Source organism: Agromyces sp. NPDC058126, assembly GCF_042884595.1.
Lineage (GTDB): Bacteria > Actinomycetota > Actinomycetes > Actinomycetales > Microbacteriaceae > Agromyces.
This window is the reverse complement of the sequence record NZ_JBHVTS010000005.1, coordinates 1-17,893: the sequence shown is the minus strand read 5'-3', so window position 1 is coordinate 17,893 and position 17,893 is coordinate 1. Positions and strand designations below refer to the sequence as shown.

The window sequence follows — 17,893 nt, the reverse complement described above, 5'->3', positions numbered from 1 at the left end:
GGCTGAGCGCAATCGCAGGGCTCCGTCGCCGTACGGAGAGAGCCTAGACCACGGCGAGCACCACGCATGCATCTCTGCGGATCACGATTCGGCGGCGATTGGAATCGCGCGTTCTGCGCCGATGAGACGCAAGATTCCGTACTTTCAGCGCGCGTCCTCGCACAGCGCCGAGCGATCGATAGGCTGGGCGCACTGTGGGAAGCTACTCCGAACTGCTGAAGACCTCGGGCGTCGCACGCATCATCGCCGCCCAGCTGACGGCGCGCTTCCCGTTCGGGATGCTCTCGCTCGCCTTCCTCCTCCACGTCGAGCAGCAGACGGGCTCGTACGGCGCGGCCGGCCTCGTCCTCGCGGCGACGTCGATCGGCCAGGCCATCGCCGGCCCCTTCACGAGCCGCCTGATGGGCCGCTTCGGCATGCGCCCCGTGCTCATCATCACCCTCGTCGTCTGCGTGACGGGGGTGGTCGCGATCGCCGTGCTGCCGCTCACCGTGCCCCTCTACATGGCGGTCGGATTCGTGGCCGGGCTCGCGACCCCGCCCGTGCAGCCCGCCGTGCGCACCATCTATCCGAAGATGGTGAACTCGCGCCAGCTCACGCCGCTGTTCTCGCTCGACGCCTCCGCGCAGGAGATCATCTGGGTGGTGGGCCCCGTCGTCACCACCTTCGTCTCGACGCAGATCGGCACTGTCTGGGGCATCCTGCTCGCCGCCGCGATCATGGTCGTCGGCGGCGCCTGGTTCATCTCCTCCCCCGAGCTCGGGCGCGTGCGCATCCCGCGCTCGAAGCGGAAGCTCGGCGTCGTGCTGACCCGGCCGCCCGTCCTGCTCGCGACGGTGGTTGGCTTCCTCCTCATCGGGGCGTGCGCCGCGATCGAGGCCGGCGTCGTGGCGGTGTTCGGGCACGACGGCGCCGAGGCGGGCATCGTGCTCGCGATCTTCTCGGTCGGCTCGCTCGCGGGCGGGCTCTTCCTCGGCCATGTGCCGATCGGCCCGTGGTCGACGGCCCGCCGCATGTTCATCGTGTTCGTGGGCACGGCCCTCGCCGCGTTCGTCATGGACTTCTGGTGGCTCTCGATCACCCTGTTCATCGCCGGCATCGGCATCGCCCCCGCGCTCGCGGTGCTCTTCGCCATCGTCTCGGCGAGCGTGAAGTTCTCCGACACGGCCGAGGCCTACGGCTGGGTCGGCACGGGCCAGCTCATCGGCGCGGCGCTCGGCTCGGCGCTCGCGGGCTTCCTCATCGACGGCTACGGCGCCCAGGGGGCGTTCTGGGCGGCGACGGGGCTCGCGTTCCTCGGCTTCCTCGTGCCGGCGCTCGCCCGGCGATGGCACCCCGATCTCCGCGGCCGCGATGCGAGCCCGATCCCCGACACCGAACCGGTGCCGCTGCAACCGAGTTAGAAACCGGCAGGATGTCACGAAACCTCGATCCCGCTCCGCTGCTGCCGCTCGCCGACGGCGCGGCCATCCCCCAGCTCGGCTACGGCCTCTACAAGGTGCCGGCCGCCGACGCGACGCGACTCAGCCTCGAGGCGATCGACGCCGGGTACCGCCACCTCGACACCGCAGCCTTCTACGGCAACGAGCGGGAGGTCGGCGAGGCGGTGCGCGCGGCGCCGGTGCCGCGCGAGGAGCTCTTCGTCACGAGCAAGGTCTGGAAGGACGACAACGGCTACGACGAGGCCCTGCGCGCGTTCGACGCATCGATGGCGCGCCTCGGTCTCGAGCGGCTCGACCTCCTCCTCATCCACTGGCCGGTGCCGTCGACCGACCGCTACGTCGACACGTGGCGCGCGCTCGTCCGGCTCCGCGACGAGGGCCGGGTGCGTTCCATCGGCGTCGCGAACTTCCACGCCCACCACATCGAGCGGATCATCGGCGAGACCGGCGTCGCCCCCGTCGTCAACCAGGTCGAGCTGCACCCGTGGCTGCCCCAGACCGAGCTGCGCGCGTTCGACCTCGCCCACGGCATCCTCACCGAGGCGTGGTCGCCGCTCGCGCGCGGACGGGTGCTCGAGGACCCGGTGCTGGCCGGGCTCGCGGCCAGGCACGGTCGCACCCCGGCGCAGATCGTGCTCCGCTGGCACGTGCAGCTGGGCAACGTGGTCATCCCGAAGGCGTCCTCGCCCGAGCGCATCCGCGAGAACCTCGACGTCTTCGACTTCGAGCTGCGTCTCGGCGACCTCGCCGAGATCGCCGCGCTCGAGAGCGGCGAGCGCACCGGTCGCGACCCCGACGACGACTGATCGCGCCCGCTCCGTCGCGGCCCGGTCACGCCTGGGTCACGGCGTGATCACGGCCCGGTAACAGGCTGGTCACGGCCGCAATCCGATCGTGACCCGACTCCCAGCGGGCGTCCAGACATCGGCTCCGACGCCGGTCGTAGCCTGACCGCATGAGACGACTCCTCCCCGCGGCCGCGGCCGCCGCGCTCACCGTTCTGCTCTTCGCCGGGTGCTCGATGGGCTCGGGCAGCGAGAACTCCGGCGTCCCCGAACCGGCGATGCCGATGCCCGCGGAGGGCGGCGAATCCGGGCAGTCCGCCGACGAGGCCGCCGGCGACGGCGACGAGGGCGCGACGGCGTCCCAGAGCGTCATCACGACGGGTCGCATGTCGATCACCGTCGACGACCCGCTCGCCGCGGCCGAGGAGGCGGCGGAGCTCGCCGGCGACGCGGGCGGGCGGGTCGAGAGCCGCACCGAGCAGCCCGGCTCGGGCTCGTCCTCGCCGCGGGCCGAGCTCGTCCTCCGCGTGCCGGCCGACGAGCTCGACGCGGTCGTCGACGAGCTCCGCGGCTTCGGCGACGTCAACGGGGTCACGATGAACGAATCGGATGTCACCGCGCAGCGGAAGGACCTGGACGCGCGCATCGAGGCCCTCGGCGCCTCCGTCGACCGCCTCGAGCAGTTGCTCGCGCAGGCCGAGACGATCACGGATCTCATCGCGATCGAGTCGGAGCTGACGACCCGGCAGGCCGAGCTCGACAGCCTCACGCAGCAGCGCGACTGGCTCGTCGACCAGGTCGACTACTCGACGCTCACGGTCGAGCTGATCACGGTCGAGACGGCCCCCGACACTGCGCCCGACGACTTCTGGAGCGGGCTGGCGGCGGGATGGGCGGCCCTCGTCGGGTTCGCCTCGGCACTCGGCGTCGCGATCGGCGTGCTGCTGCCGTGGATCGCCGTGCTGCTCGTGCTGGCGGCGATCGTCGTGCTCGTGGTGGTGCTCGCGACCCGCGGTCGCCGTCGGGCGACGTCCGCGTCGCCCCCGGCCGATCCGCAGGCCCCCGCGCCCTCCCCCGACGACGAGCGCCGGGCGTAGTCTGGCGACGTGAGCGCGACGACCGAGAACCCGACGCCAGAGTCCACGACGACGAACTCCCCGACGCCAGAGTCCCTGCTCGGCGACGAGCTGCTGGAGCGGTTCCGGGCGAGGGCCGCGGAGTCCGATCGCGACAACACGTTCTTCGACGACGACCTCGCCGAACTGCGCGCCGCGGGCTACCTCACCGCGCTCGTGCCGGTCGAGTTCGGCGGCCTCGGCTGGTCGACGCTCGACGTGGTGCGTGCGCAGCAGCGACTCGCGGGTGCCGCGCCGGCGACGGCCCTCGCGGTGAACATGCACCTCGTGTGGACGGGCGTCGCGAAGGTGCTCCGCGACCGCGGCGACGACTCGCTCGAGTTCGTCCTTCGCGAGGCCGGGGCGGGCGAGATCTTCGGCTTCGGCATCAGCGAAGCCGGCAACGACCTCATGCTCTTCGGCTCGCGCTCGACGGCCGAACCGCAACCCGACGGCGGCTACCGCTACTCGGGTCGCAAGATCTTCACCTCGCTCTCGCCGGCCTGGACGAGGCTCGGCACGATGGGCCTCGACAGCGTCTCGCCCGACGCCCCGAAGCTCGTCTACGGCTTCATCGACCGCGAGGACCCCGACGTCCGGATCCTCGACGACTGGAACACGATGGGCATGCGGGCCAGCCAGAGCCGCACGACGGTGCTCGACGGCGCATACGCCCCCGCCGACCGCATCGTGCGCCGCCTCGACCCCGGCCCGAACGCCGACCTCCTCGTCTTCGGCATCTTCGCGAACTTCGAACTGCTCCTCGCGTCGGTGTACACGGGCATCGGTGCGCGGGCCCTCGAGCTCGCGGTCGCCGCGGCGCACCGGCGCACCTCGATGAAGTACGACGGGCGCCCGCTCGCGCACGACCCCGACGTCCGCTGGCGGGTCGCCGACGCCGCACTGGCCTACGACGCCGTGCCGCCGCAGCTCGAGGCCGTCGCGCGCGACCTCGACGGACTCGTCGACCACGGCGCCGCCTGGTTCCCGAAGCTCGTCGGGGTGAAGGTGCGCGCCACCGAGACTGCGAAGCACGTCGTCGACCAGGCGGTGCGGGTGGCGGGCGGGTCGAGCTACTTCGCCGGTTCGGAGCTCGGCCGGCTCTACCGCGACGTGCTCGCGGGCATCTTCCATCCCTCCGACGACGAGTCGGCGCACGCCACGGTCGCGAACGCGTGGCTCGGCCCCGTCCCCGACTGACCGCGGCGCGTTTGGCTAGACTTGCGAGGGCGGCGAACGTCGCCAACGCACACTGGAGGTCGTTGTGAACGTCGTCGCCACCATCATCGCCATGGCATTTTTCGTCTTCGGCATGTGGGTCATGAGCATCGCCCCCGAGGTGGCCGGCTTCGAGGCGGCGACCTTCTTCTCCGGCATCATCGCCGTGGCGCTCGCGCTCGCGATCCCGTTCCACGTGCTCGGCCGCGCCGACGACTGAGCGCACCCCGATGACCCTTCCGGTGCACGACACCCGCGTCACCTATCCCGCGGGCGCCCTCGTCGAGCGCGCGCGGGTGCTGCACGTCGAATCCGCGGGCGACGGCCTCGTCGCCGTCGTCACCGACGTCACGGCCTTCCACCCCGTCGACGCAGCCTGGCCCGACCAGCCGGCCGACGTGGGAACGATCACCCTCGCCGACGGCGCGCAGGCGCCGGTACGCGATGCGGTCGTCGCCGCGAGCGACGGCGAGGCACTGCACCTCGGCGCCGACATCCCGGTGCGCAAGGGCACCGAGGGCTGGGCGTTCCTCGTCGCGCACCTCGTCGACGAGGGGTCGGCCGTCGCCGAGAGCGACGAGGTCGAGATCACGGCGGAGGCCACGGCGCGCGGCGCCCTCTCCGCCGGGCACACGGCCTGCCACGCGGCATCCCTCGCCCTGAACCTCGCGCTCGAGGGCCGCTGGTCGAAGCCGGCGCGCACCGACGCGCTCGGCCGCCCCGACTTCGACGGCATCGCGATCGCCTCGAGCAGGATCGAGCCGAACGGCTCGCTCGACCGGTACCGGCTGAACAAGTCGCTGCGGCGGGCGGGGTTCGACGTCGCCGGGCTCGCCGAGGAGCTCGACGCCCTCGGCCGGGCGGTCTCGGCGACCGTCGGCGAGTGGGTCGCGGCGGGCTCCACCGTGCGCATCGATCGCGACGGCGACGGCCTCACCGACCGCAGGTACTGGGTCGCCGAGCTGCCGGGCGGCACGGCGTCGATCGCCTGCGGCGGCACCCACGTCGGCTCGCTGGCCGAGCTCGGCCGGGTCGACATCGCCCTCGAGCTCGTCGACGACACCGGCACGCCGGTGCTCGAGATGCGCACGCGCACCGGCGCCTGAACGACCCGCCCCGGGGCATCCAGCACACCGACGCCGAACGGCCGCGCCACCGCCGAACGGGGTTACGATTACCGACGTGGGTATTCGCATCGAAAAGGTCGATCTGCCTGGGATCGGCGTGCGTCACGACCTCGTGACCGAAGCCGGGCGCCGCATCAGCGTGGTCTCGCATCGTGACGGCGAGCGCGATCTCGGCGTCTTCGACATCGACGACCCCGACGCGTGCCGCGATTCCGTCGCGCTGAACGACGACGAGGCGGCGGCGCTCGCCGACGTCCTCGGCGCCTCGGTCATGCTGAGCCGCCTCACGAGCCTCTCCGACGAGACCGCCGGCCTCTTCACCGAGCAGATCGCGCTGCCCACCGACTCGCCCTACCTCAACGCCACGCTGGGCGACACGAAGGCCCGCACCCGCACGCACGCCTCGATCGTGGCGATCGTGCGCGACGGCGCGGTGATCCCCTCCCCGACGCCTTCCGAGTCCCTGCGCGCGGGCGACGTCATCGTCGTCGTCGGCACCCGCGAGGGGCTCGACGGCGTCTCGCGCCTGCTCGCCAACGGACCCGACTGACGCCGGGCCCGGTATGCATGAGACGACGCTCCTCCTCATCGAAGTCGGCGCGCTGCTTCTCGGCATGAGCCTGCTGGGGCGTCTCGCCCTCCTGATCGGCCTGTCGCCGATCCCGTTCTACCTCCTGCTCGGCCTCGCCTTCGGCGACGGCGGCATCTTCCCGTTCGACGCGAGCATCGAGTTCCTGCAGACCGGCTCCGAGATCGGCGTCATCCTGCTGCTCGCGCTCCTCGGCCTCGAGTACACGGCGACCGAGCTCTTCGACAGCCTGAAGTCGGCTCGCAAGCCGGGCATCCTCGACGGGCTGCTGAACGCACTGCCCGGCGCGGGGCTCGCACTCCTCCTCGGCTGGGGCCCCGTCGCCGCGGTGGCGCTCGCCGGCGTCACGTGGGTGTCGTCGTCGGGCGTGATCGCGAAGCTGCTGCGCGACCTCGGGCGCCTCTCGAACCGCGAGACGCCCGCCGTGCTCGGCGTGCTCGTCATCGAGGACCTCGCGATGGCCTTCTACCTGCCGGTGCTCTCGGCGATCGTCGTCGGCGTGAGCCTCTGGCAGGGCGCGATCGCCGTCGCGGTCGCCGTCGCGGTCGTCGCGGTGATCCTCTACATCGCGCTCCGGCACGGTCATCTCGTGTCGCGGCTCTTCCCCGCCGACCACGCCGAACCGCTGCTGCTCGGGGTGCTCGGGCTCACGATGCTCGTCGCCGGCCTCGCCCAGGAGGTCTCCGTGTCGGCGGCCGTCGGCGCGTTCCTCGTCGGCATCGCGCTCTCGGGGCGGGTGGCGGCGAACGCGAGCCAGGTGCTGACCCCGCTCCGCGACCTCTTCGCGGCGACCTTCTTCGTCTTCTTCGGGCTCACGACCGACTCGTCGGGGCTCATGTCGATGCTGCTGCCCGCGCTCCTGCTCGCCGCGATCACCATCGTGACCAAGCTCATCACGGGCGCCTATGCGGCCAGGCGGGCGGGGGTCGGCACGCTCGGCCAGTGGCGCGCCGGCTTCTCGCTCGCCCCCCGCGGCGAGTTCTCGATCGTCATCGCCGGCCTCGCGGTGAGTGCGGGCGTCGAGCCCGCGATCGCGCCGCTCGCCACGGCCTACGTGCTCATCACGATCATCGCGGGCACCTTCCTGACCCGGCTGCCCGATGCCACGTGGTTCCGGGCGGCCGTGCGCGCCCGGCAGCAGCGCGCACGGCTGTCGTCGTGAGGGGCGTCGCGGCCTACTCCCCCGGGCGGGCGTTCGCCGCGGCGTCGGCGCGATCGGCCCGCGCGAGCGCCGCGGCGGCGTCGAGCTCGGCGTCGGCGGCGTCGGCGGCGGCGAGCAGCTCGCGCACGCGCGGCACGACCTCGCTGCCGTAGCGCTCGATGCTCCCCATCATCGCCTCGTGCGGCAGGGTGCCGTTCGAGTACTTGAGGTCGAAGCGCACGGCGCCGATGGTGCGCATCGCGTTCGCGATCTTGCGCGCGACGGTCTCGGGCGAGCCGGCGTAGAGCGCACCGTGCTCCGAGGCCTCGGATTCGAAGTGCTCGCGGGTGACCGCACCCCAGCCGCGCTCACGGCCGATGCGGTCGATGATCACCTGGTAGTGGGGCCACAGCGTGTCGAGCGCGGCCTCGTCGGTGTCGGCGATGAATCCCGGCGAGTGGATGGCCACCGGCTGCACCGGCTTGCCGAACTGCGCGAGCGCCTTGCGGTAGAGCTCGGCGAGCGGCGCGAAGCGCGCCGGGCTGCCGCCGATGATCGCCAGCACGAGCGGCAGTCCGTAGTGCGCGGCGCGCACGACCGACTCGGGGCTGCCGCCGACGCCGACCCAGGTCTTCAGGTGCCCGTGCTCGACCGGGGGGAAGACGAGCTGGTTCTCGAGCGGCGGGCGGAGCTCGCCGGTCCACGTCACCGGCTCCTGTTCGAGCAGCGCGGCGAAGAGGTTCAGCTTCTCCTCGAAGAGCTCCTGGTACTGGCTGAGCTCGAAGCCGAAGAGCGGGAACGACTCGATGAACGAGCCTCGCCCGAGGATGACCTCCGCGCGCCCTCCGGAGAGGCCGTCGAGCGTCGCGAACCGCTGGAACACGCGCACGGGGTCGTCGGAGCTCAGCACCGTCACGGCCGAGCCGAGGTGGATGCGCTCGGTGCGCCCGGCGATCGCGCCGAGCACAACCTCGGGCGCCGAGACGGCGAACTCGTGCCGGTGGTGCTCGCCGATGCCGAAGAAGTCGAGGCCGAGCCGGTCGGCGAGCACCGCCTCCTCGACGACGTTCCGCAGCACCTGGGCGTGCGGCAGCGCGGTGCCGTCGGGGCCCGCCGTGACATCCCCGAAGGTGTCGAGTCCGAATTCGTAGCGCTCGGTCATGCCGGCCCTTCTCTCCGCGTCTGCATGCGTATGCATGCTTCTTGGCGAAACCCGTGACGCCACGAGACTATTCCCCCGCTCGCCCCGGCGACCAGCACCCGAACGGGAATGCCCGCCCTGCCGCCGGCGTTGGCATTCCATGTCGACGCATCAATCTCGTGGTCGCGCGTCGGGAATGGGAGCATGGAACGGTGACGGAACGTCCGGTGATCGGCATCTTCGGAGCGGGCAAGGTGGGCACCGCCCTCGCCCGGCTGCTCGTCGACGCCGGCTACCGCGTGCTCATGTCGGGTTCGCCCCGGCAGACCGCACTCGAGCTCCTCGTCGGCGTCGTCGCCCCCGGCGCCGAGGTCGTCGCGCCCGACGTGCTCGCCGCCGAGGCGCGCATCATCATCGTCGCCGTGCCGTTCGGCAAGGCCGGCACCGTGCCGTGGCCCGCGTTCGACGGCCGCATCGTCGTCGACGCCATGAACTACTGGCCCCCGGTCGACGGCAACATCGCCGAGGTCGACGACGACCCCCGCACGACGAGCGAGCAGAACGCCGCCCGCAACCCGCGCGCTCGTGTCGTGAAGTCGCTCAACCACCTCGGGTACCACGAGATGGAGGACGACAGCCTGCCCGCCGGCGACCCGCTGCGCCGTGCGCTCGCGGTCGTGGGCGACGACGGCGAGGCGCGGACCGAAGTCGCCGCACTCATCGACGCGATCGGCTTCGACCCCGTCGACGGCGGTGCACTCGCGCACGGCGTCGCCCTCGAACCCGGCCACCCGGCCTTCGGCCGCGAGCTCTCCGCCGCCGAACTCGCCGCACTGCTCACGCCCATCGCCCACCTGGCGGCCTGATCCCCCTACGCTGTTCCCCGACGGCACGAACCGGGGGGCGAGCATGGACGCGGCGGAGCTGATCGGCCGACTCGAGGCGATGGCGAGCGAGACCGAGCGGGTGAAGTACCGGCGGTACTTCCCCGACGACGACGCCGCGCCGTTCATCGGCGTGCGCATGGGCGCCGTCTTCGACCTCGCGAAGACCGCGCTCGACCTGCCCGAGCGCGAAATCGAACTCCTGCTCGAGGAGCCGACGCACGAGGTGCGCGCCCTCGCCTGCAGCATCATGGGCAAGTCCGCCGTGCATCGGACGAGCGACGAGAACCGCCGCACCGCGCTGTACGAGCTCTATCTCCGCCGCCACGACCGCATCGACCAGTGGGATCTCGTCGACCTCGCCGCCCGCGACGTCATCGGGGCGCACCTCCTCGAACGCGATCGCTCGCCGCTCGACCGGCTCGCGGCATCCGAATTCTGGCCCGAGCGGCGCACCGCGCTCGTCGCGACCTTCGCGTTCCTGAAGCGCGGGCAGGCCGACGACGCCTTCGCCCTCGGCGAGCGCCTCGCGCTCGACGAGGCGCCGTTCGTCCAGAAGGCGGTCGGCTGGGTGCTGCGCGCGGCCGGCGACCTCGATGAGGCCCGCCTCGTCGCGCTCGTCGAGCGCCACGCGGCGCGGATGCCCCGGGTCGCCCTCCGCGCCGCGATCGAGCACCTGCCGAAGGAGGAGCGGACGCGCGTGCTCGCGATCCGCTGAGCGCGCTCAGCCCTCGTCGGATGCCTCGACGCCGAGCGGACGGCGCTCCCGACGCCGAGCACCGAGATCGGCGACGCCGATCGCGAACGCGATCGCGACGAACACGGCGACCGCGAGCATTCCGACCGCGTACGCGTCGTGGTAGACGACGAGATCGGGATCGCCGTCGGCCTCGCGGAAGATCGTCGAGTAGAAGAGGGAGAGCGTCACCGCCGTGCCGATCGCGGTGCCGATGCGCTGGCCGAGCTGACCGACCGACCCCGCGAGACCGCCCTGCTTCACCGGGATGTCCATGAGTGTGAGCGTCTGGTTCGGCGAGACGACGAGCCCGCCGCCCGCGCCGCCGATGATCATCGCCCCCGCCATCGCCCACGGCGTCAGCTCGGGCGGGGTCACGAGTGCGACGAGCACGAGCAGTCCGATGCCGACGAGCAGGAGCACGAGCCCCCAGACGACGAGCGGCCGGCCGATGCGGTTCACGAGGTTGCCGCCGACCCAGGAACCGACGGCGCTCATGAGCGCGAACCCGATGCCCACCATGCCCGCGTAGACCGCCTCGAGGCCGAGACCGTGCTGCAGGTAGAGCGTCGTCAGCAGGAACATCGACGGCATCGCCGCGAAGTAGACGGCGGCGAGCGCGGTGCCGTTGCGGAAGGAGCTCACGGCGAAGAGGCTCAGCGGCACGAGGGGGTGACGCCCCGAGGCCGCGTAGTGACGCTCCCAGGCGATGAACGCCGTCGCGGCGAACACGAACACCACGAGCACCCACCAGCGCGCCGGATCGTCGTCGGGCGAGCCGGTCGTGAAGAGGAACGGCCACATCAGCGAGATCACCGTGACCGCGAAGAGGCCGAGTCCGACGGGGTCGAGCGAGAGCGGCTTGCCGGACGGATGCCTCGTCTGCGGCAGCAGCCAGACGGCCAGCGCGATGGCGGCCAGCGCCAGCGGGACGTTGATCCAGAAGATGCCGCGCCAGCCGTCCTCGGGGCCGCCGATCGCGATCATGAGGCCGCCGAGCGTCGGCCCGAACGCGGTCGCGAGCCCGATCGTGGCGCCGAACAGGCCGAAGGCCTTGCCCCGTTCCTTGCCGTGGAAGAGCTCCTGGATGATGCCGAGCACCTGCGGCATCTGGATGCCCGCGGCGACGCCCTGGAGGAGTCGGGCGACGAGCAGGACCGTGGCGTTCGGCGCAAGGGCCGCGACGAGGCTCGTGAGCGTGAACAGGCTGAGGCCGATCACGAACAGGGTCTTGCGCGATCGCTGGTCGCCGATGCGCCCCGCGGGCACGAGCGTGAGGCCGAACGTCAGGACGTAGCCCGCGACGATGAGCTGCAGCTCGGTCGATCCGGCGTCGAACGCGTCCTCGATGGCGGGCAGGCCGACGTTGACCTTCGAGAGGTCGAGGATGGTGAGCGCCGCGACAGCGACGCAGACCCAGTACGCACGCCAGCGGTGCTGCTCCGAAAGCGGGATGGAACGGGTGACGGGAGGCACTGACATCCGTTCCAGCCTATGCCCGGGGGCGCGATCACCCGCGCAGCGGGCCGCCTCGCTCCTGTCGACGAGCGATCGGCGGCAGGGTCGCGAGCGCGATCACCGCGATCGACTGGACCGCGAGGGCGGGGCGCAGGATCGTCCAGAGCTCGCCGGGATCGCTGAGGATCACCACGAGCTGCACCACCGGCGTCAGTGCGGCGACCAGCACGACCCACCAGAGCGCGCGGGAGCCGAGCACCCCGCGGCACGAGGGAGCCAGGCCGTCTGCGCGCCCCGCGGAGAGCCCGAGGATGAGCGCGCCGGCCACGATCGACCCGCTCGCGAGCCAGGCGCTCGCGGCCGGGGCGACCGCCGCGGCGAGGCCCGCCGCCGCGACGAACGGGGCGAGCGCGATGAGCGCGGTGCCGGCGAACGCGCCGAGGTCGGGCCGCACGGGATCTCCGCGCTCGATCCGCGGGTCGGCCGAGCGTCCGCCCCGCGCCCGCCAGTCCTGGGCGCGGGCGATCTCGGAGAACGCGACGAGGCCGAGCACCATCATGCACTGCACCCCGAAGAACCAGCCGACGTACTCCGACGCGGCGCCGGGGTCGGCGAACGCGATCGCGAGCAGGAGCACGGGCGAGAGGGCGCCGAGGGCTGCGGTCCAGCGCAGGGCGACGGGGCTCAGCCGGCCGATGCGGCGGGGCGCGTTCGCGACGCCACGGCCCGCCGTGACCGCGAGCACGAGCTCGCCCGCGAGCAGGAGGCCGGTCGAGACGGTGTCGCCGACGGCGCGGTCGAGCCCGACGAGTGCGGGGACGACGACGGTGACGGGGGCGAGCGCCACCAGCGCGACGCCGGCCACCGCCCCCGGATCGGCCGGCCGGTCCTCGACGACGCGCGTCGGCAGGGCCGTCGGACGCGCGCTGCCGCGCGGGCGCGGCACCGTTGCAGCGGCCTCGCCCACGGGCGCCGCCGCGGCGGCGTCGGCGAGCTGCGCGGTGAGCACGCCGCGACGCACGAGCACGTCGAGCGCGGTGCGGCGATCATCGGCGGCGGTGTCCATCGTGCCCACGGCCGGAGCACGGCCCCCGCGCCCGGCCCTCCCGGCGCTCGGTGCCGCGTCGCGCTGGATCGCGTCGAGTTCGACGAGGATGTCTCGCGGGTCGCGCCCGCCGGGCGTCTGCTTCGCCCACCGCTGCAGGTCGATCACGGCGTTCGCCCGCCCGGTGCCCACGCGAACGTGCTCACGATCGCATCGCTCAGGACGAGGCACGACTCGAGCAGTTCTTCGTCGACGGGCTCGGTGCCGTCGCGCAGCACGGCCGTCGAGATGAGCACCGCCTCCCGACGCGACGTACCCGGCACCGGAACGAGGTAGTTGACCTGCTCGTTGACCGCACCCTCGAACCCCTCGAGCTTGGCGATCGTGCGACGCCAGCGCACGATCGTGCGGTCGTCGCCGAGGAAGTCGGCCTCGTGGTTCCGGAACAGGTCGGCGACGCGGCCGTCGAGCGAGGCACCGCTCGGCTCGGTGAAGCGCGTCGCCGTGATCGACATGGGGACGAGCGTGGTGCCCTCGGCGCCGCTCGGCAGGTAGATCGCGATGCCCGAGCGCTCGCGCAGCTCGCGGAACGCGGACTTGACCGTCATGGTGAGCTCGAACTCGAGGTCGGGGCGCGCGTACGCGCGCATCTTCGCCCGCATCTGGTCGAGGAGTTCGCGCTCGGACTCGGTCGACGGATCGTGCCGCACCCATCCCGGTGGGAAGAGCATGCGGAACGACGGGACGACCGGGGTGAGGGGGCTCATGCGCGCTCCAGGACGATCGAGTCGACGAGCGCCCACAGCTCGGGCGCCATCAGCCCGATCGAGTCGGCGTCGCCGCTGCGGGCGACGACCGCGACGCGGGCCCCCGGCGGGGTGAACACGTAGCCGAGCTCGGCGACCGTCGGACCGTTCTCGTCGTCGCCGACGATGCGGGAGTACCCCACGCCCGCGCCGAGGCCCGCGGCGCGCACCTCGAGCGGGCGCACCGCGACGAAGCTCGGCAGGGCCGCGATCTCCTCAGCTGGGCTGAGCAGGTCGTCGTCGGCGCGCTCGGTGATGAAGAGCTGTGCGACGCCCGCGGCCGGCAGGCCGTACGGGCAGTACCACAGCGCACCGGAGCGCCCCGGGTCGAGACCGTAGACCTGCGCCGCGAGCAGTTCTGGCAGCTGCGTCGCGAGCGGCGAGTCGACCCAGGCGGCCGAGATGTTCGACGTGGCCGCGGTGCTCCGCGCCCACTCCTCGAGACCGAGTCCCTCGGGCGTCGGGAACGCCGCCGGCACCGGCAGCCACCACTTGCTTTCGTAGTCGAGCGAGTAGGTCAGCACCGCTCCAGCATACGGATGCCCCGCGCCGGTCACCGGCCGGACCGTGCCAGCTCGCCGGCCCAGCGATCGGCGTCGGCCGCGTCGCCGGCATCGCCGATCATGCCGTCGATGTCGTTGTACGCGCCGTAGCCCGGCTTCGGCACGCTGTCGATGACGTTGAGCGCGATGTCGACCGCGCCGTTGCCGTGCTGCGCGCCGTCGAGCACCGTGCCCGCGAGCGCGCCGTTGACGCGATTGGTGACCGCGGGACCGGCGCCCGAGAAGACGTCGGTCAGGACGTTCGAGATCGGCGCCGCCGAGCCGCCGGTGATGCGCGACCAGCCTGCGAGGCCCGTGTACGAGATGCCGTCGACCGAGTTGCGCACCGCGGCGATCTGGTCGAGGATGCCGCGGCTCTGGGTCAGGTTGCCCGCCGAGTTGGTGACCGGCCCGTGCAGGAAGTTCTGCAGCCCGCGCAGGGCCCGCAGTTCGCGGAAGGCCGAGATGCCCACGAGGTCGCTGCCGAACCCCTTCGCGAAGGTGCCGAAGCGCGACGCGAACGTGCCGGCGCCCTTGAAGAGCGTGCCGAGCTTCGCGAGCCTCCCGAACGGGAACACCCCGATCGCGGCGATGAGGATGTCCTGCCACCCGCCTCGCCCGGCCGCCACCTTCCAGACGGTGAGCGCGAGCGCGGCGAGGCCGACGATCGCGGCGGCGAGCAGGATGAACGGCCCGCCGATCACGATCGCGGCGATCGCGAGGGCGACGCCGACGAAGGTGAGCACGGTGAGGATCACCTCGATCGCCGGAAGCGCGTTGTCCCAGAAGCTGTCCTCCACGCCGCGGTCGTTGGCGTCCTCGAGCCCGTTGAGGGCCCGGTCGTACGCCTCGTCCCAGGTGTCGTAGGGATCGTCGTACTTGCGCGCCTCCGCCTCCCAGGCGTCGTACGCCGCGTCGCGCGAGCCCCGCAGTTCGTCGAGCTCCTGCTCGCGCCGGCTCGTCTGCGTCGCCGTCTCGTCGGCCGGGGGCACCTGCGTGCTGGCGTCGCCGAACGAGCCGTTCGCCGACTCGTAGGCGCTCCAGAGCTCGACGCAGTTGTCGACGATGGTGTCGATCCGCGACTGGACGCTGGACATCGCCTCGCCGTACTGGCGGATCACCCGGCCGCTCGGCTCGTAGCGCTCGCCGGCCTTCGCGAGGTCGGCGTGCACCTCTCCGGCGGTCTCCTTCAGGCTGTCGATCGAGTAGCCCTTGCCCTTCGCGCCGTCGACGATGGCCCGGAGCAGCGCGGCGGACTCGCGCATCTGCAGGCCGAGCGACTCCATCTCGCTGCCGCGCCTGGTGATGGTGCCGCCGTCGCCGGCGATCTTGCGGATCTCGTGTCCTCGGGGGGAGTTGTGCATGCTCACGCCTTCCTCGGCAGGTTCTTCGCCTCGTCCTGATCGACCGAGAGCGAGAGTGCGGCCTCCTGGTCCCAGTCCTTCCACCCCTTGCCGACGTCCTCGACGTGCTGCTGGAGTTCCGCGATGTCCTGCTTGAGGGTCTCGCGCTTGTCGTTCCAGGCGCCTTCGAACCGGTCGACCTGGTCGCGGAGCGCCCCGCGGCCGAGCGGGCGGTCGATGGCCGACTCGAGCGAGTTCGTGCGCGAGCCCGCCTTGTCGAACTCGACGATGATCTGCTTCAACGACCCGTTGAGCTCGTTGAGCACCTCGTACGGGATCTCGACGTCGGCACTCATACCACTCCTTCTCGCAGGTCCACTGGCCCAGCCCTCGGGCTCGCTTCAGACTAGAGGCCTCGCACGCGCCGCCGGAATGGGGAGAACTCACCATGTCGCGGACAGCCCGTGCCGACGGCTGGAGATGCACGAAGGGCTCCCGCGATGCGGGAGCCCTTCGACTCGGTGGACCCAGGGGGATTCGAACCCCCGACCTTCTCATTGCGAACGAGACGCGCTACCAACTGCGCCATGGGCCCGAGCGAGAAAGAGCCTATCACCCTTCACGGGGTGGTTCTGACCACTGCCGCCCCGTGGGGCGTCAGCCCGCAGCCCGGCGGCGGCGGAGCACCGCGTCGAGGTCCTCGAAGCCCGGACGCGAGTCGTCGACGATGCCCATGCTCGCGTACGGGCTCGCCGCGGACGGCCGGTCGGCCCGACGCGTGTCGGGTGCGGCTGCGGATGCCGCGGGGGTGATCGACGGCACCGCAGGAGCGAGCCGCTCGGCGCGCCGCGCCACGGCGGCCTCCGACTCGGCGCGCTTGAGTTCGGCGGCGGCCTCGATCGACGCCATCGCGGTCGCGGCGATGGTGCCGCGCGAGAGGTGCAACGGGCGGGGCAGCGGCTGCGGCGTCCATCCGGCGGGCTCGGCGACGGTGTCGGGAAGATCGATGGGCTCGAACTCGGGCGCGGTCCGCACCGGCTGCGCGACGCTCGACGCCGGGCGGGGCGGGCGAACGCGCGCGAGCGCGACGAGCCCGCCGAACGAGGCGAGGAAGACGATGCCCGCGACGCCGGCGATGAGGAGCGACGCGCCGAAGGCGGCCGCGACGAGTCCGCCGATGACGGTGAGCAGGGCCGCGAACGCCGTCAGCGAGCAGGCGGCGCGCTTGCGGCGCAGCGCGAGCCGGGTGGCGCGCCCTGCGGAGTCGGGCGCGCTCGTGGGCAGCGTGATGGGCTCGGTGACGGGGGCGCGAGCGGCCAGCGCGGCGTCGGCGCGTGCGCGCGCGGCATCCGCGACCTCTTCGGCTTCGCGCCGCTCGGCGATCGCGATCTGCTCTGCCGCCTCTGCGGCGAGCCTCGCGGTCTCCTCGTGTTCGTGCAGGATGCGCTGCTGGGTGGCGACCTCGCGGGCCGTCGCCTCGACCACGACCGGCTCGGGTGTCTCGGCGGTCTCGGCGAGGATGCGCAGCGTCTGCTGGAGGCGGACGGCGTTCCGCTCGGTCGCGAGGTACTGCCTGCGACGCAGCCAGTTCGGCAGCAGGTACGCGATCCACAGGGCGGCGGCCACCGCCACCAGGACTCCCCCGCCGATCACATCCATGGCGACAACATTAAGTCACCGGGCGTCCCTGCCCCGACCAGACTCGGGCGTGTTCAGCGATCTGTCAGGGGAAGTGGTCGCTCACTCGCGGCCAGATCCGCCGCGGCGACCCGTGCGGCCCCGCTCGGCACCCGCCCGTCGCGCCATCTCCGGAGCACACCGCCGGGCACTTCCTCCGCGACGAGGGCGAACGAGAAGTGGTCGCGCCAGTGCCCGTCGATGTGGATGAATCGACGCCGGAGCCCTTCGTAGCGGAAGCCGAGCTTCTCGACCACCCGCAGGGACGGACCGTTCTCCGGGCGGATGCAGATCTCCATGCGGTGCAGGCGCAGCACCCCGAAGCAGTAGTCGGTCGCGAGCGCGACGGCCGTGGGCGTGATGCCGCGTCCGGCGACCTCCTCGGAGACCCAGTAGCCGATCGTCGCCGAGGAGAGCGAGCCGTAGCTGATCGACGAGACGTTCAGCTGGCCGACGAGCTGCCCGTCGACCTCGACCACGAACGGCAGCCCGTGCCCGCTGCGCGCGTGCGCGAGGAGATTGCGGATCGACGCTCGCGCATCGATGAACGAGCCGCCGCCCGGATAGGTCGCCTCCCACTGGCGCAGCCAGCTGCGGTTGGCGAGCAGCACGCGCTCGAGCGCCTTCGCATCGCGGACGCGGATGGGCCGGAGCGTGACCTCGCCGTCACGGAGCGTGGGCAGGGCGACCGCGGCCATCGTCAGTCGGTTTCGAGGGTGGCGCTGTAGTCGATGAGCCAGGACCGGAGATCGGCGCCGAGGTCGTCACGATCGACCGCGAGCTGGATCACGGCCTTGATGTAGTCCAGCTTGTCGCCCGTGTCGTACCGGCGACCACGGAACAC

General features: G+C 72.3%; 19 protein-coding genes, 1 tRNA gene and 1 pseudogene. 10 read left to right on the top strand and 11 right to left on the bottom strand.

Features of this window, described 5'->3' with window-relative positions:
• The first annotated feature begins 194 nt into the window (after window positions 1–194).
• The 8 genes from ACFVTR_RS14955 (at window position 195) to ACFVTR_RS14920 (ending at window position 7,438) form a co-directional block, all read left to right on the top strand.
• Window positions 195–1,403 (top strand): MFS transporter, encoded by a 1,209-nt coding sequence (locus ACFVTR_RS14955; RefSeq protein ID WP_387038540.1) that lies wholly within the window; start codon window positions 195–197, stop codon window positions 1,401–1,403.
• Window positions 1,404–1,414: 11 nt separating this feature from the next.
• Window positions 1,415–2,248: an aldo/keto reductase gene (locus tag ACFVTR_RS14950; RefSeq protein WP_387038538.1), complete on the top strand. Its 834-nt coding sequence runs from the start codon at window positions 1,415–1,417 to the stop codon at window positions 2,246–2,248.
• Window positions 2,249–2,397: 149 nt separating this feature from the next.
• Window positions 2,398–3,324, top strand: coding sequence for a DUF4349 domain-containing protein (locus ACFVTR_RS14945; protein WP_387038536.1), 927 nt, complete (start codon window positions 2,398–2,400; stop codon window positions 3,322–3,324).
• A gap of 75 nt (window positions 3,325–3,399) precedes the next feature.
• Window positions 3,400–4,542 carry an acyl-CoA dehydrogenase family protein gene (locus tag ACFVTR_RS14940; RefSeq protein WP_387039151.1) on the top strand — a complete coding sequence of 381 codons (1,143 nt, stop codon included), beginning with the start codon at window positions 3,400–3,402 and terminating at the stop codon, window positions 4,540–4,542.
• Between the two features lie 91 nt (window positions 4,543–4,633).
• Window positions 4,634–4,780 carry a hypothetical protein gene (locus tag ACFVTR_RS14935; protein ID WP_157424635.1) on the top strand — a complete coding sequence of 49 codons (147 nt, stop codon included), beginning with the start codon at window positions 4,634–4,636 and terminating at the stop codon, window positions 4,778–4,780.
• A 10-nt stretch (window positions 4,781–4,790) separates the two neighbouring features.
• Complete coding sequence (locus ACFVTR_RS14930) at window positions 4,791–5,666, top strand: metal-dependent hydrolase (RefSeq protein ID WP_387038534.1); 876 nt, start codon at window positions 4,791–4,793, stop codon at window positions 5,664–5,666.
• Window positions 5,667–5,742: 76 nt separating this feature from the next.
• A complete protein-coding gene (locus ACFVTR_RS14925) occupies window positions 5,743–6,237 on the top strand; it encodes a cation:proton antiporter regulatory subunit (RefSeq protein ID WP_387038532.1) in 495 nt (164 codons plus the stop codon).
• A 13-nt stretch (window positions 6,238–6,250) separates the two neighbouring features.
• Window positions 6,251–7,438, top strand: a complete 1,188-nt coding sequence (locus ACFVTR_RS14920; protein ID WP_376947103.1) for a cation:proton antiporter — start codon at window positions 6,251–6,253, stop codon at window positions 7,436–7,438.
• Window positions 7,439–7,451: 13 nt separating this feature from the next.
• Here ACFVTR_RS14920 and ACFVTR_RS14915 read toward each other — a convergent pair whose 3' ends face one another.
• Window positions 7,452–8,579 carry an LLM class flavin-dependent oxidoreductase gene (locus ACFVTR_RS14915; RefSeq protein WP_387038527.1) on the bottom strand — a complete coding sequence of 376 codons (1,128 nt, stop codon included), beginning with the start codon at window positions 8,577–8,579 and terminating at the stop codon, window positions 7,452–7,454.
• 191 nt (window positions 8,580–8,770) lie between these two features.
• Between ACFVTR_RS14915 and ACFVTR_RS14910 the strand changes: the two genes are divergently transcribed.
• Together ACFVTR_RS14910 and ACFVTR_RS14905 are read left to right on the top strand one after the other, a co-directional pair.
• Window positions 8,771–9,424, top strand: coding sequence for an NADPH-dependent F420 reductase (locus ACFVTR_RS14910; protein ID WP_387038526.1), 654 nt, complete (start codon window positions 8,771–8,773; stop codon window positions 9,422–9,424).
• 43 nt (window positions 9,425–9,467) lie between these two features.
• Window positions 9,468–10,160, top strand: coding sequence for a DNA alkylation repair protein (locus tag ACFVTR_RS14905; protein WP_387038524.1), 693 nt, complete (start codon window positions 9,468–9,470; stop codon window positions 10,158–10,160).
• 6 nt (window positions 10,161–10,166) lie between these two features.
• Here ACFVTR_RS14905 and ACFVTR_RS14900 read toward each other — a convergent pair whose 3' ends face one another.
• The 10 genes and pseudogenes from ACFVTR_RS14900 to ACFVTR_RS14855 form a co-directional block, all read right to left on the bottom strand.
• The gene (locus ACFVTR_RS14900; RefSeq protein WP_387038522.1) at window positions 10,167–11,660 is read right to left on the bottom strand and encodes an MFS transporter; all 1,494 of its coding nucleotides are present in this window, start codon (window positions 11,658–11,660) and stop codon (window positions 10,167–10,169) included.
• A gap of 28 nt (window positions 11,661–11,688) precedes the next feature.
• Window positions 11,689–12,873, bottom strand: coding sequence for a hypothetical protein (locus tag ACFVTR_RS14895; RefSeq protein WP_387038520.1), 1,185 nt, complete (start codon window positions 12,871–12,873; stop codon window positions 11,689–11,691).
• Entirely contained in the window at window positions 12,846–13,448 is a 603-nt protein-coding gene (locus tag ACFVTR_RS14890; RefSeq protein WP_387038518.1) for a hypothetical protein, read from the bottom strand. Before ACFVTR_RS14890 ends, ACFVTR_RS14895 begins: the two co-directional genes overlap by 28 nt.
• A complete protein-coding gene (locus ACFVTR_RS14885) occupies window positions 13,445–14,011 on the bottom strand; it encodes a hypothetical protein (RefSeq protein WP_387038516.1) in 567 nt (188 codons plus the stop codon). The genes ACFVTR_RS14890 and ACFVTR_RS14885 overlap by 4 nt, the downstream gene beginning before the upstream one ends.
• A 29-nt stretch (window positions 14,012–14,040) precedes the next feature.
• Window positions 14,041–15,393 (bottom strand): hypothetical protein, encoded by a 1,353-nt coding sequence (locus tag ACFVTR_RS14880; protein ID WP_387038514.1) that lies wholly within the window; start codon window positions 15,391–15,393, stop codon window positions 14,041–14,043.
• Between the two features lie 2 nt (window positions 15,394–15,395).
• On the bottom strand, window positions 15,396–15,728 hold the full coding sequence (locus ACFVTR_RS14875) for a hypothetical protein (protein ID WP_387038512.1): 333 nt from the start codon (window positions 15,726–15,728) through the stop codon (window positions 15,396–15,398).
• 166 nt (window positions 15,729–15,894) lie between these two features.
• Window positions 15,895–15,967 (bottom strand) — tRNA-Ala (locus tag ACFVTR_RS14870).
• A 62-nt stretch (window positions 15,968–16,029) separates the two neighbouring features.
• Window positions 16,030–17,031: a hypothetical protein gene (locus tag ACFVTR_RS14865; RefSeq protein WP_387038510.1), complete on the bottom strand. Its 1,002-nt coding sequence runs from the start codon at window positions 17,029–17,031 to the stop codon at window positions 16,030–16,032.
• Window positions 17,032–17,084: 53 nt separating this feature from the next.
• The gene (locus ACFVTR_RS14860; protein WP_376947081.1) at window positions 17,085–17,747 is read right to left on the bottom strand and encodes a GNAT family N-acetyltransferase; all 663 of its coding nucleotides are present in this window, start codon (window positions 17,745–17,747) and stop codon (window positions 17,085–17,087) included.
• A 2-nt stretch (window positions 17,748–17,749) separates the two neighbouring features.
• Window positions 17,750–17,893 (bottom strand): annotated as a pseudogene (locus ACFVTR_RS14855) (UTP--glucose-1-phosphate uridylyltransferase); the annotation flags it as partial.